This is a genomic window from Agrobacterium leguminum (assembly GCF_015704895.1).
In the GTDB taxonomy this organism is placed as follows: Bacteria; Pseudomonadota; Alphaproteobacteria; order Rhizobiales; family Rhizobiaceae; genus Agrobacterium; species Agrobacterium leguminum.
The window spans coordinates 29,569-42,954 of the sequence record NZ_JADQWB010000006.1; the positions used below are offsets into that span (position 1 = coordinate 29,569).

The following is a 13,386-nucleotide window of genomic DNA, read 5'->3' on the forward strand; positions in this document are numbered from 1 at the left end:
TCAGCGCCCCTTGAACGAAAACAGCCCGCTGGGCTTGACGAGAATGACAAGGATGACGACGCCGAAAACAACCGCGCGCGCCAGAATGTCGTTCGTGCCGATGGCCACCAGCGCATTGACCTCCCCCAGTAACCCCGAAGACAGGATGGTGCCGAACAGGCTGCCGACGCCGCCCGTGACCACGACCATGAAGCCGTCAACGACCATCGTCGTGCCCATGTCCGGGAAAACGGTCTTAAAGCCGGACATCATGACGCCGGCGACGCCCGCAAGACCGGACCCAAAGGCGAAAGTCATGGCGTTGACGCGTTTCACGTCGATACCGCAGGCTGCGGCCATTTTCGGATTGCGGATGATCGCGCGAACCTGCATGCCTGCCGTCGTCCGATAGAGAATGAACCACGTCACCAGCGTCAGCGCGGCGGTAACCGCGATGATGAAAGCGCGGTAAGCATTGATCTCCGCGCCCGCCAGGCTGAATGTACCCTGCAGATACGAAGGCACGCCGACGTTTTGCAGGCCGGCTCCAAGGCCTTCGATATGAATGCCGAAAAAGGACAGGCCGAGTTCGAGCCTCACGGCCTGCTGCAGAAGGATGGCGATGCCCCAGGTAGCGAGAAGCGTATCCAGCAAACGACCATAAAGTCGCCGCACGACCAGCCGTTCGATCATCAGGCCGAGCAACGCGGTCACGATGAACGCCAGCGGTATCGCGAGCAGCAGGCTTGTCTTGAGCCATATGCCGGAGAGGACGGCGACATAGGCGCCGATCATGACCATTTCGCCATGGGCCATGTTGATGACGCCCATGGCGCCGTAGGTTATGGCGAGACCGAGCGCCACCAGAAGAAGGATGGAGCCGAGACTGAGGCCGATAAAAAGAATGTCGAGCATGAAGCCACCGTTCGTGAGAAGGGCGGGTCGGATTTTCCTGCTTCGTGCCAATCCGAAAGCGGATTGGCGTCGCGCAGAAGAAAAGCGCAGATCCGCCTTGCCGAGACATGGTCCCGCCAGGCATGGCTGGCGGGACAACGCGGAGGATGGGTCAGCCCTTGAGTTTTGCTGCGTCGAGACCCTTGGCGGTGCAGAACAGGTTGCTCTCCGTTTCGCCATAAGCCGAATAGGGAAGCGGCTTGATCGGTGCCGGATAGGCGTTGACCACCTTGCTCTGGCCGTCCGGCTGCCACTGTCCGATGCGTGGCGTCAGCCAGCAATGCAGGTTGTCGGGGTCGGTCGTCACCTTGCCGCCGGGCGCGTCATAGGTCTGGCCGCGAATGCCGGCCCGGATCGCGTCGGCTGACAGATCGCCGGACTTCTCAACTGCCTGCTTCCACAGAAACACCTGAAAATAGGCGGCCTCCAGTGAATGGTATGTCACGGCCTTGGGATCGTTGACGAAGGTTCTGAAACGGTCGATGAAGCTTTTGTTCGCCGGCGTTTCAATCGACATGAAATATGGGAAAGAGGTGTAGCTGCCTGCCGCGTATTCAGCCCCCATGGCCGCGATCTCGATTTCGGAAGTTACTGTCGCGCAGATTGGGATAACGTCCTGCGAAAGGCCCTGGTTCTTGAATTCGCGGTAAAAGGCGATGATCGAATCGCCGACCACGTTGGAAAGAACCACGTCCGCTCCCGATTCCTTGATCTTGCTGACCATCACGGCCCATTCCGAGTGGCCGAGTTCCAGATATTCGTCCGCTACCCATTCCGCGCCGGCTGCCTCGATCAGTTTTTTGGAAACCTTGGCCATCTCGCGCGGATAGACGTAGTTCGAGCCGACGATGAAGAACTTCTTCTTGCCCAGTTTCTCGACGATCCAGGGAATGTAGTTGGAGAGCTGCTGGTTCGGAACGGCGCCGGAATAGACGACGTTGCGCGAGCACTCGAAGCCTTCATAATGCGTCTGATAGAACAGCATCGCGCCGCGCCGTTCGAAGATCGGCAGCACGGCCTTGCGGCTGGCGGATGTGTGGCAGCCGAATACGGTTGAAATCTTGTCCTTGAGGATCAGCTTCGAAGCTTTCTCGCTGAAGATCTTCGGATCGGAGGCTCCGTCTTCAACGACAACCTCGACCGGACGGCCGAGAACGCCGCCGGCCGCATTGATCTCGGCCACGGCCATCATGACACCGTTGGCGAGAAGTTTTTCGGCGACGGAAAGCCCACCCGTCTGGGAGTAGAGCGCACCGACCTTGATTGCGTCGGCTGCAAAGGCCCGGCCGCCCAGCGCCGGCAGGGTGAGTGCGGCGGAAGCGGTGGCTGCGGTTTTCAGAAATTCACGTCTGTTGAACACCATCTTGGTTCCCCTTTTTTGATTGGCGCACGCAGTGGCACTGCCCGGTTCAACAGCCAGGCTTTCATGCCGACAAAATGTTGGAAGGCTGACGACACTGTCAGCAGACAACAAAAAACCCGCTAGGCCTGTCACAGCCTGCGGGCACCTTTGCCATCACAGCATCACGGCCTCGCCGCGTGCAACAGCGGCACATGGCTTCGCAAAACGAAGGGATGTGCCGGAGGTGTTCCTTTGAAACACATGAAAAACTAATCATGTTTTTGGGGACGGCGCAAGAGCTGTTCGGCATTGATAATCGAATTGGCGATTTCATCGATCGGTACGCGCCGGGCCATCGCCTGCTCCCGCATTTCGCGATACGCCTCGTTTTCGCTGGTGCCGCGATTGGCCATCAAAATCGCCTTGGCGCGGGCGAGCTTCTGGTCTCCCAATACCTTGCGTTTATATTTGCGCGCTTCCTTCACGAGCTTTTGGCGCTCCAGCCACAGGCTGCGGGCGATGGCGAGATTGGTCAGCAGACCGAACGGCTTGATCGGTCTCTCGACAATGGCGAGCGCTCCGCTTTCCAGAACGATCTGCAGCGTCGAGGGATTTTCGTAACCGACGATGGCGAGCATGGTCGGAGCGGGGTTTGGAAAACACTTCAGCAGACGTTCGATTTCCGGTCGCGCCTCGTCTTCCATGGCAAGAAAGACGACGTCTGTGCCATGCGGCAATTCGGCAGGCACCGGCCAGAGGCAACTAACCGTGCAGCCGATACGGCGCAGGTGATCGACGAGGAACTCTCCCTCCGATGTCCGGGGATGAATGACCAGGACCTTGAGATCCCGCAAATCTCTGAGAAGGGCGAATGACATCGTCGCTCCTTCTCAGACCCGGACGCGATGCGGGAAAGTTTGCGTCAGATCCGGGCGATATTCGCGCATGAACGGATCGGGCGCCACCCGCAGTGACGGATCATAGACAATATCGTAGCCGCCCTGCGCATTCACCTTTGCCACTCTTGGCCACAGATGCGTGTGGTTTGTCAGCCGGTCTATCTTCACCGCGCCCTGTGGAGCATCGTATTCGACCTCATAGAGTGCCGGCAGAAGCTGCTCAAGCCCGTCGCCGCCGGCAAGCTTTAAAGCCGCCGCATAGAGATATACCTGAAAATAAGCCGCTTCGGCTGGCGCAGTTGGCAGCATCTGCTGGCCGTACCGTTGTTGATACGCCGAAACGAAGGCGCGGGCGCGGGGGGTGTCGAGAGAAGCGAAAAAGGGAGCAGCGGTTATGTGCCCTTCCGCCACCTCCGGGCGCATGCGTATCACGTCGGCCTCGCTTGTCGATTGACTGGCGATCGGCATCTTCTGTGCATTGAAGCCCGCTTCCTTGAACGCCGTGTAGAAAGGAATGATACCGTTGCCAACGATCGTTGAATAAATAACGTCCGGCTGCGCTGCTCGAATGTGTCGGATGATCTTGGCGACGTCCTCGTCTTTGAGGTTCAGCGGAACATATATCTCGTCCAGGACCTGTCCCCCCACCTGAAGAAAAAGGTCGCTGATCGTCCGGTTCGATTCATAAGGATAGACGTAATTCGACCCCACAAGAAAAACCCGCTTTCCATAGTGCTTGGTAAGGAAATCGACCAATTGGACGGAGTTCTGATTGGGAGCTGCACCTGTGTAGATGCAATGCCTGGAGTATTCGAACCCCTCGTACAAAGTCGGGTAAAACAGCAAAGCATCACGGGCCTCAATGACGGGAAGAGCGGCTTTGCGGGTGCTCGACATGTGGCAGCCGAAAACGACACGGACCCGATCTTCGTCGCAAAGTTTGACCGCAAGCTCCCTATAGAGACTGGGAGTTGATTGCGGATCGTAGGCCACGGGCTCTATCTCTCGGCCGAGCACGCCACCGGCTGCGTTGATTTCATCGATCGCCAGCAAGGTCGCAGCTCTCTGGGTTGTTTCCACGGCTCCGGTCACGCCCGTTTCGGAGAACAGCACACCGACCCGCCAGCTTTCTGAATGCATCATCGCCCACCAAAAAATAAAAAAAGCCCCCGCCCGTTTCCGGTCGAGAGCTACCCTGCTCATGGAATATCAGCGGCTCATTTTGAGCCTGTTAGTCCATGATGTCAGTTTCTTTATCCGGTGACAATAGCGGAACGAAGGGTCGTTATGACTATGTCGGTTCGAGCGTGTTCAAAATTTCAGTTTTTAGTTGATGGTATCGCTTCCCACGCAGCCGATGTTCAGGGATGGATAAAGCGCGCTCACCGCATCGACATCCGCCTTCAATTCACGGATCATCCATTCCTTGACCTGCGTGACGATTGGTCGGGCGGGTTTGGTTCGCAGCCGGATAAGATGGCAGCGCCGGCCGGTGACCATCAAGTGTTCGCTTGCTGGAACCAGTGTCCGCGTCCGTAGCCAATGGGCGACGACGTTGAGCCAGCCAAGCGCCACGCCCTGGCCCAGGAGAGCAGCCTGCACGACGATGGCGTAATCGGAGAAGATCATCGAATTCTGCGGGTCACTACCGCTGGCCGGTGTGAACAGCGTCGACCAGTTGGGCTGCGCATCGCTTAAATTGATCGTCGTATCCGGCACGCGATCAATATCATTGCCGGAAATGGCATGGCTTTCCCTGTAACCCGGACTGCAGATCGGCAGCAGGATTTCGGGCATGACGAAAGCTGCCTCGTGATGCCTGTCCGGTCCATCGACGAAGCGCATCCCAAGATCGACGTCATTGACCGGCCCCGACAGGGCGCCCATCATGAGCTGAAACCGAAGATCGACATTGGGAAATTCCCTTTTGAATTCGGCCATTCTAGGCATCATCCAGTGCGTGGTGAAGCCGGTCGAGACGGAAAGGGACACGGTTTCGATACCGGTTCGGCGATCCTCGATTTCCCGCAGGGCGCTTTCTATTCCGGCGAAGCCTCTTGCGATCGCATCGAACAGCAGCTGGCCGGGTTCCGTCAGCATCACGCCACCGGGCTGCCGAAGAAACAATGTCGTATCAAGATGTTCCTCCAGCCGGGACATCATGCGGCTCACAGCCGCCGGCGTCACGTTCAATTCGTCTGCTGCCCTCGAAAAGCTGCCGCAGCGTGCAGCCGCCTCGAAAGTAAAGAGGCCATTCATGGAGGGCAGGGAACGGCGAAGGAATGTCATTACATTTTGTAACATCGCATAGATTTTTTTTCAATTGCTTATCCGCCTTTTGTTTGGTCTCTTTGCTGTCAACGAAGGCGAGAGACCTTCCATGAATTGAGGGGAACGCGACAGATTGGTTTCAGGCCGGCGCTGGGCGTCACAGGCTGAAAATCTGCTCTTCGTTCCGCAAAAACGCGCTGCCATACGTCGGAGCACCACCGAACGTACTGGGATTTTTTAGTGGAATCATATGATTGAGCAGCCAAATACAGAGCGGGTAGGCGTTTCCATCAAAGAGGCGGTCAAGTGCTACGGAACGTTTCGTGCGCTGGACGATGTCAATCTCGATGTCGCTCCCGGCGAATTCGTTTCCATTCTCGGGCCTTCGGGGTCAGGCAAGACCACGTTGCTGGGAATTCTCGGCGGCTTTGTCCAGCCGACATCGGGGTCAATTTGGTTAGGCGATCGGGATATTACATTTGAGCCGCCGCATAAGCGGGATATCGGTATCGTCTTTCAGAACTACGCGTTGTTTCCGCATATGAGTGTAGGCGAAAACATTACCTTTCCGCTACGGGCGCGGCGGCTACCGAAGGCGAGCTGGCCGGCGAAACTCAAGGCTGCGCTCGAGATGGTCGAACTCACCGGCTATGAGAACAGGCGTATCCACGAATTGTCGGGCGGCCAACGTCAGCGCGTGGCGCTGGCGCGCGCCATGATCTTTGAGCCGGGCCTCATTCTCATGGACGAGCCGCTTTCGGCGCTCGACAAGCAGCTGCGCGAGACCATGCAGATCGAACTCAAACGGCTGCATAAGCGGCTCGGCGCCACGATCGTCTATGTGACGCATGATCAGCGCGAGGCGCTGACGATGAGCGACCGCGTGGCGATCATGCACAGGGGACGTCTGGTGCAGGTCGATACGCCGGAGCGCCTGCATGACCGTCCCGTCAACGCCTTTGTCGCCCGCTTCATAGGCGAGGCGACCCTGCTTGCGGTTCGGCGCGAAAGCGAAACGGCGGTGCGGCTGGGAGACCGGCTGCTGTACACGGCGCATCGCGTGCCGGAAGGCGAAAACCTGCATCTCGTGGTTCATTCGGAAAAACTTGTGGTGGTGGATGGCGCTCAAGCCGATGGCGGCAACAGGCTGACAGGCACCGTCACGGATACGCTTTATCAGGGCGAAAGCATTCGGGTTTTCGTGCGGCTGGACAGCGGCGACGATCTGAGTTTCCGGCTTCCCAGCAACCATGCCGGCCGCGCGCTCATGAAGTCGCCGGGTGAGGCGATCGCGCTTTCACTCCACCCCGAAGACACGGTGATCGTTCCCGAAGCGGGTTGAGACATTCTATTCCATGCAGTCAACAAGGATAAAGACTATGCAGCTTACGCAATTCAAGGTCATGACCTTCGATGTGGTCGGCACTTTGATCGATTTCGAAACGGGTGTGCTCAATGCGGTGCGTGCGCTCGGCGGCGAAAAGGCGGCCAGGGCCACCGACGACGAGATTTTCGAACCGTACAAGCGCGGCCGCGACAAGTTCTATGGACGGTCTTCCTTCGCCATGAAAGACGTCTATCTTTCTCTCGCCAACGAACTCGGTTTCAACAATGATGACGCCACGGCGGAAGCCTTCCAGCTTGCCGTGCTGCGCTGGCCGGCCTTCGCAGATTCCGTGGAAGCGCTCGCCCGCCTGCGCAAGAACTTCCGTCTTGTCGCCATGACGAATGCCGACCGTACGGCATTTTCCGCCTATTCCGATACGCTTGGCAATCCATTTCACGACAGCGTCACCTGCGATGAGGCCGGGTGTGCCAAGCCCAATCCGCAGTTTTTCGCCTTCAACAAGGGGCGTCAGTCGGCTTTCGGTTTCAAGCAGTCGGAAATCCTGCATGTCGCCCAGAGCCAGCATCACGATATCGGCGTGGCCCGCGAACTTGGCTACACGACCTGCTGGATCGAGCGTCGCCAGGGCCAGCAGGGGTTCGGCGGCACGCCGGCTCCGAAGGTGGTGACCAGGCCCGACTTCCACTTCTCCTCGCTCAAGCAACTGGCCGATGCGGTGGACGCGGAGCTTGCCGCCGGCGTCAAGACGGCAACGGCAGCCTGAAAGCGAGAGAGCCGTACCGATGGCCGCACGTCCCCCTTTTCCCGATATCAAATCCCTCTGGCAGGAGACGGCTTCGAGCCGTCCTGCCTTCGACCGGCTCTCGGGTGATCGTCGGTTCGATGTCGCGATCATCGGCGGCGGCTATACGGGCCTTTCCGCGGCGCGCTATCTGGCCCGCCACGGCCTGTCTCCGGTGGTGCTGGAGGCAAGTCGGATCGGCTGGGGCGCGAGCGGCCGCAATGGTGGCGTGGTGTCGGGCAAGTTCCGGCTTTCCTTCTCCGACATCGCCGCCCGCTACGGGCTGGAGACGGCGCGGCGCATGCATGATCTCGGTATCGAGGCCATCGATCATGTCGGCGAACTGATAGACGATTATGCAATCGCCGCTGCCGATTATCGCCCAACCGGTTCGCTGCGCTGTGCCCACAATCAACTGTCGCTCGATGGCCTGAAAAAAGAAGTCGAGTGGCTGCGTGGATCGCTTGGCGACCACGCCTGCACCATTCTCTCTCCGGAGGAAATGGGAGCGGAGACGGGCTCACGCGATTTTGTCGGCGGCATGCTCAATACCCATGGCGGCGTCATTCACCCCTTGAATTTCGTTTTGGGCATGGCGGCCGGATTGAGTGCCGCAGGCATCGCGATCCACGAGAAGACGCCGGTGGCGGCATTCAGGCGAGATGGCGCCAGCATCGTTCTTGAAACGCCTGACGGTGTCGTTTCGGCGCGCCAAGTGGTGATCGCCACCAATTCCTATTCCGATCTGACGCCGGCCACGTCGGTGGTCCGCAAGTCCATCATTCCCTTCCGCTCCGCGATGATTGCGACCGAGCCACTGACCGGCAGACCGGGTGCTTCCCTCCTGTCGCAGGGACGCAGCTATACCGAGACGCGGCGCATGATGCGTTGGTTCCGCAAGGCTGGAGACCGTGTGATGTATGGCGGGCGCGGCGCCTTCGGCAAGGCGGATTCCGAAAGCGCGTTTGCGGCACTGCACAAGGCCATGGTGCGGCAGTTTCCAGAACTCGCAGCCGTATCTGTCACCCATCGTTGGTCCGGCCTCGTGGCCATGACGATGGACAGCATTCCACATCTGGGCCGGCTGGACGACCGGGTCGTCTATGCAGTCGGCTATAATGGAACCGGGGTGGCCATGGCCTCCAACATGGGCCGCTACGTTGCGGCCATGGTTGCCGGGCAAAGCCCCGATCTCGGGCTCTTGACCGCGGAGCCGCTCAAACCCGTGCCTTTTTATCCCATCAGGGAGCCAGCCGTCCGGCTCGTCGCCGGCTGGTATCAGTTCCTCGATGCAATCGGGCGCTAAGACCCGACAGTCGCATGCCAACAGGGGCGACAGCGCCTCGCCATAAAGAGGAGAACGACGAATGAAATACAGATTTTCCATGCTCGTGCTTTCCGCATCCGCCGCCGTCTTTTCGGCTGGCCTGGCGTCGGCGGAACAGGTCACCTTCGTTTCACAGGGCGGCGCCTATCAGGAGGCGCAGACCAAGGCGATCCTCGATCCCGTCGCCAAGCTGCTCGGCATCACTGTCAATCAGGACAGCGCGCCCGATGCCTGGCCGGTGATCAAGACTCAGTCCGCATCCGGCAAGATCGTCTGGGACGTCATCGACACGCCGGCGAAGGATTGCATACGCGGCGGGGAACAGGGAATGATCGAGAAACTCGATTTTTCCAAAATACCCAATGCGGAAAAGATGCCGGCCGAATACAAGAGCCCCTATTCGGTCGCCTATGAATTCTACTCGAGCGTGCTTGCCTACAACAAGGACAAGTTCGGCGGCAACCCGCCCAAGAGCTGGGCGGATTTCTGGGATGTGAAGAAATTTCCGGGCACGCGGGCGCTTCGTAACCATCCCCTGGCGACACTGGAGGCCGCTTTGCTTGCAGATGGCGTGCCAGTGGACAAACTTTATCCGCTCGATGTCGACAGAGCCTTCAAGAAGCTCGAAGAGATCAAACCCTATGTCACGGTGTGGTGGACCTCCGGCGCCCAGTCGGCGCAGCTTCTGGCCGATGGTGAAGTCGACATGGAGATGGCCTGGAACGGCCGCGTTGCTGCGGTGGTGAAGGAGGGCGCGCCGATCGGTTATTCGTTCAATGAAGGTTTCCTTCAGTATACGTCACTCTGCATTCTCAAGGGCGCGCCGAACCTTGAAACGGCTGTCAAGTTCGTCAATGCGGCGCTGACCCCTGAAATCCAGGCGAATTTCCCGGCCTATATCGATTACGGTCCAGGCAATCCTGAAGCGTACAAGACCGGCAAGATTTCGCCGGAACGCGCTGCCGAAATGCCGAGTTCGCCGAACAATGCCGCACTTCAGGTGCTGGTGTCGGATGAGTGGTGGAGTTCGCCGGCCGGTGAGGAGGCGCAAAAACGCTGGGCGCAGTTCATCCAGAAATAATCATCGGCCTGTGGAGGGTCACTGATGGCACAGTCGAAACGAAATCCGTCGGCGCTGCATGAGCAGCGTGAGCAACGGCTCATGCTGATGCTGCTGGCGCCAGCCCTTGCGGTCGTCGTCGTTCTGCTGGTCCTGCCGCTTCTGTGGCTGGGCTGGCAGTCGATCCGACAGGATGGCGGCTTTACGCTCGCTCACTATCAGCGGTTCCTGACGGATTCCGTCTACTGGATGACCTTCCTTCAGACCTTCCGCATTGCGGCGGTCGTCACGCTGATGACCGTCCTCCTCGGCTATCCCGTCGCCTATGTGGCGGCGGGCCTGCCCCAGCGCTGGAGCGTGCTTGTTCTCGCCATGGTGCTGCTGCCTTTCTGGACATCCGTTCTGGTGCGCGCCTATGCCTGGCTCATCCTGCTGCAGCGCAACGGTATCATCAATTCGGCGCTGACGGGATCGGGCCTGATCGATGCGCCGCTCCGGCTGGTCAACAACGAATTCGGCACGGTCATGGCGACGATCCACATCCTGCTGCCCTTCATGGTGCTGCCGCTCTATGCGACGATGAAGAAAATACCCACGGAACTGACCATGGCCGGCGCCAGCCTCGGCGGCTCACCCATGCATGTATTCTGGCGGGTTTTCCTGCCGCTGTCGCTGCCGGGCATGATCGCCGGCATGGTGCTGGTCTTCGTGCTCACCCTTGGTTTTTATATCACGCCGGAACTGCTGGGCGGCGGGCGCACCTACATGGTCTCCATGCTCGTTTCGCGCAACATCGAGGTTTATAACGAATGGGGCGCGGCCTCGTCGATCAGCGTCGTCCTGCTTGTCTGCGTTTTTCTGGTTTTCCGGCTGGCGAGCCTCATCATTCCGTTCGAACGCATCATGGGAACGAGGTGACGCATGAGCCTGTCGAAAATCCTTCTCTACGGTTTTGTGGCCCTCGTTCTCGCCTGGCTGATGATCCCCATCCTGATCATCCTGCCAATGTCCTTTTCCGGCGCGCGCTTCCTTGCTTTCCCGCCGCCATCCTGGTCGCTGCGCTGGTATGAGGCTTATCTTGGCAGCGCCGCCTGGATGCAGGCAACGCGTGTAAGCCTGATCGTCGCCGTCTCCAGCGCCGTCATCGCCACCATTCTCGGGACTGCGGCGGCCTATGCGCTCAACCTCACGCAATCGCGGCTGGTGCGCAGCCTGCAGGCGCTGCTGCTTCTGCCGCTGATCGTGCCGATCGTCATCACCGCCGTCGGTGTCTTCCTGGTTTACGCTCAGATCGGGCTTCTTGCCTCGCTGACCGGGCTGATCCTCGCCAATGTCATGCTGGGCCTGCCCTATGTCGTCACCTCGGTCCTGGTCGGGCTGCGCAAGTTCGACCACACGCAGGAGATGGTGTCGCGTAGCCTCGGCATGAACCGCTGGCGGACCTTCTTCATCGTCACCCTGCCGCAAATCCGCCCGAGCGTCATTTCCGGTCTGCTCTTCGCCTTCATCTCCGCCATCGATGAAACCGTGGTTTCGCTGTTCATTTCCGGCGGCGAATATCAGACGCTTACCAAGCGCATGTTCACAGCGCTGCGCGACGAGATCGATCCGACCATCGCCTCGATCAGCTCCCTGCTGACGGCGATCTCGTTCATCCTGCTGATGCTGGCGGCGATCAACGCCCGCAACACCGAATATTCGCAGGGACGGGCGACATGATCGTCGATCACCTGATCCTCGGCGGCGGATCGGCGGGCTGCGTCCTGGCCGCCCGCCTTTCCGCAGATCCGCTGCGGACGGTCGTTCTGGTCGAGGCCGGGCGCAATATTTCGGCGGACGATATCCCGGATGAGGTGCGCAGCCGTTATCCCGGCCGTGCCTATCTCGATACGCGCAATATCTGGTCGCAGCTCACGGCGTTGATGGGCCATGCCCGTTCCAACGCGGCGCCCCGTCCACCGCGTCGCTACGAGCAGGCGCGGCTTCTGGGCGGAGGCTCGGCGATCAATGCGCTGATGGCCAATCGGGGTGCGCCGGCCGACTATGCCGAGTGGCAGGCGCTTGGGGCGGACGGCTGGGGCTGGGACGATTGCCTGCCCTATTTTCTGAAGATCGAAGCCGACAGGGATTTCTTCGGCCCGCTTCACGGCACGACCGGGCCGCTGACGATCCGGCGCATATCCGACGACAGGATTTCACCCTTCGTCGACCGAGTCATGAAAACGCTGGACCGCCGCGGCTATCCGACAAGGCCGGATCAGAACGGACCCTGGGAAGACGGCGTCTTTCGCGGCGCCATCGCCGTCAGCGATAGCGGGGAGCGCTTGCCGACCTCGCTTGCCTATCTGACGCCGGACGTGCGCAAACGTTCTAATCTCAGGATCATCACCGAAAGCGTCGCGGACCGCATCCTGTTCGATGGTCGTCTGGCCACGGGTGCGAGATTGGCGGGTGCTACGGCGGAGACGATCCATGCGGCGGAAGTGATCGTCTCGGCCGGCGCCATTCACACGCCCGCATTGCTGATGCGCTCCGGTATCGGCCCCGTCGGTGACATCGCCGCCGTGGGGGGCAATGTCGTGGCCGGACGCAGCGGCGTCGGGCGCAATCTGATGGAGCATCCTTCGATCGCCGTCGCTGCCTATCTGCCGCCGCAGATGCGGGTGCGTGACAGGGGAGAACACCACGAACAGGCAATCTGGCGTTTCTCGTCCGGTCTCGACGGCGCGCCGCAGGGTGACATGCATGCCGCCATTCTGTCGCGATCCGGCTGGCATTCCATCGGTTTGCGGTTGGGCAGCCTGTTCTTCTGGGTTAACAAGTCCTATTCGCGCGGCTTTGTGAAGCTTGTTTCGCTTGACCCCCATGTGGAGCCCGAGGTCGACTTCAGAATGCTGAGCGACGAGCGTGATCTGAGGCGGCTCAAGCTTGCGCTGCGGCTGGGAGCGGAGGCTCTGTCCGATCCTTTCATGGCGGGGCACAGCGGCACTGTTTTTCCATCGAGCTATTCGCCCCGGGTGGCGAAGGTCGCTGCACCGGGGACATGGAACGCGTTGCAACGGGGTCTTTTCTCGGGTCTTCTGGATGTGGCGGGCCCGCTGCGCCCCGCATTGGTGCATTCGGCGATAACACTTGGCACGACCATGCGGGGGCTGCTTGAGGACGACAATGCGTTGACGGAATTCGTCCGCCGCCATGTGGGCGGCACATGGCATCCGTCGGGAACGTGCCGCATGGGATCGGCTGACGATCCCATGGCGGTGGCGTCGTCCACGGGCCGCGTGCACGGCGTGGAAGGATTGAGGGTCTGCGACGCATCGCTGATGCCGTCGATCCCTTGCGCCAATACCAACATTCCCACAATCATGATCGCGGAGCGGGTCGCCGACTTCATCCTGGCCGGCCGCTGAGATCATTGGAGACGG

Annotated in this window: 12 protein-coding genes; 7 read left to right on the forward strand and 5 right to left on the reverse strand. The window is 59.9% G+C overall.

All coding sequences use genetic code 11. From position 1 onward, the window contains the following. The 5 genes from urtB to I3J13_RS11075 all read right to left on the reverse strand — a co-directional run bounded on the left by urtB (position 1) and on the right by I3J13_RS11075 (position 5,463). Entirely contained in the window at positions 1-894 is an 894-nt protein-coding gene (gene urtB, locus I3J13_RS11055) for an urea ABC transporter permease subunit UrtB (RefSeq protein ID WP_196378813.1), read from the reverse strand. Between the two features lie 151 nt (positions 895-1,045). Then, the gene (locus I3J13_RS11060; protein ID WP_196378814.1) at positions 1,046-2,296 is read right to left on the reverse strand and encodes a transporter substrate-binding domain-containing protein; all 1,251 of its coding nucleotides are present in this window, start codon (positions 2,294-2,296) and stop codon (positions 1,046-1,048) included. Between the two features lie 248 nt (positions 2,297-2,544). Then, positions 2,545-3,153 carry an ANTAR domain-containing response regulator gene (locus tag I3J13_RS11065; protein ID WP_059755232.1) on the reverse strand — a complete coding sequence of 203 codons (609 nt, stop codon included), beginning with the start codon at positions 3,151-3,153 and terminating at the stop codon, positions 2,545-2,547. Positions 3,154-3,165: 12 nt separating this feature from the next. Next, positions 3,166-4,317, reverse strand: coding sequence for a transporter substrate-binding domain-containing protein (locus tag I3J13_RS11070; protein WP_196378966.1), 1,152 nt, complete (start codon positions 4,315-4,317; stop codon positions 3,166-3,168). Positions 4,318-4,500: 183 nt separating this feature from the next. After that, positions 4,501-5,463 carry a LysR family transcriptional regulator gene (locus I3J13_RS11075; RefSeq protein WP_004433115.1) on the reverse strand — a complete coding sequence of 321 codons (963 nt, stop codon included), beginning with the start codon at positions 5,461-5,463 and terminating at the stop codon, positions 4,501-4,503. Between the two features lie 232 nt (positions 5,464-5,695). Between I3J13_RS11075 and I3J13_RS11080 the strand changes: the two genes are divergently transcribed. The 7 genes from I3J13_RS11080 (at position 5,696) to I3J13_RS11110 (ending at position 13,371) form a co-directional block, all read left to right on the forward strand. Beyond that, positions 5,696-6,787 carry an ABC transporter ATP-binding protein gene (locus I3J13_RS11080; protein WP_196378815.1) on the forward strand — a complete coding sequence of 364 codons (1,092 nt, stop codon included), beginning with the start codon at positions 5,696-5,698 and terminating at the stop codon, positions 6,785-6,787. A 37-nt stretch (positions 6,788-6,824) separates the two neighbouring features. Beyond that, complete coding sequence (locus I3J13_RS11085; protein ID WP_059755226.1) at positions 6,825-7,556, forward strand: HAD-IA family hydrolase; 732 nt, start codon at positions 6,825-6,827, stop codon at positions 7,554-7,556. Positions 7,557-7,575: 19 nt separating this feature from the next. Beyond that, positions 7,576-8,880, forward strand: a complete 1,305-nt coding sequence (locus I3J13_RS11090; protein WP_196378816.1) for an NAD(P)/FAD-dependent oxidoreductase — start codon at positions 7,576-7,578, stop codon at positions 8,878-8,880. 61 nt (positions 8,881-8,941) lie between these two features. Continuing rightward, positions 8,942-9,982 (forward strand): ABC transporter substrate-binding protein, encoded by a 1,041-nt coding sequence (locus I3J13_RS11095; RefSeq protein WP_196378817.1) that lies wholly within the window; start codon positions 8,942-8,944, stop codon positions 9,980-9,982. 24 nt (positions 9,983-10,006) lie between these two features. Continuing rightward, on the forward strand, positions 10,007-10,879 hold the full coding sequence (locus I3J13_RS11100) for an ABC transporter permease (protein ID WP_065656712.1): 873 nt from the start codon (positions 10,007-10,009) through the stop codon (positions 10,877-10,879). A gap of 3 nt (positions 10,880-10,882) precedes the next feature. Further along, positions 10,883-11,680 (forward strand): ABC transporter permease, encoded by a 798-nt coding sequence (locus I3J13_RS11105; protein WP_196378818.1) that lies wholly within the window; start codon positions 10,883-10,885, stop codon positions 11,678-11,680. Next, positions 11,677-13,371, forward strand: coding sequence for a GMC family oxidoreductase (locus I3J13_RS11110; RefSeq protein WP_196378819.1), 1,695 nt, complete (start codon positions 11,677-11,679; stop codon positions 13,369-13,371). The genes I3J13_RS11105 and I3J13_RS11110 overlap by 4 nt, the downstream gene beginning before the upstream one ends. Positions 13,372-13,386: the final 15 nt, after the last annotated feature.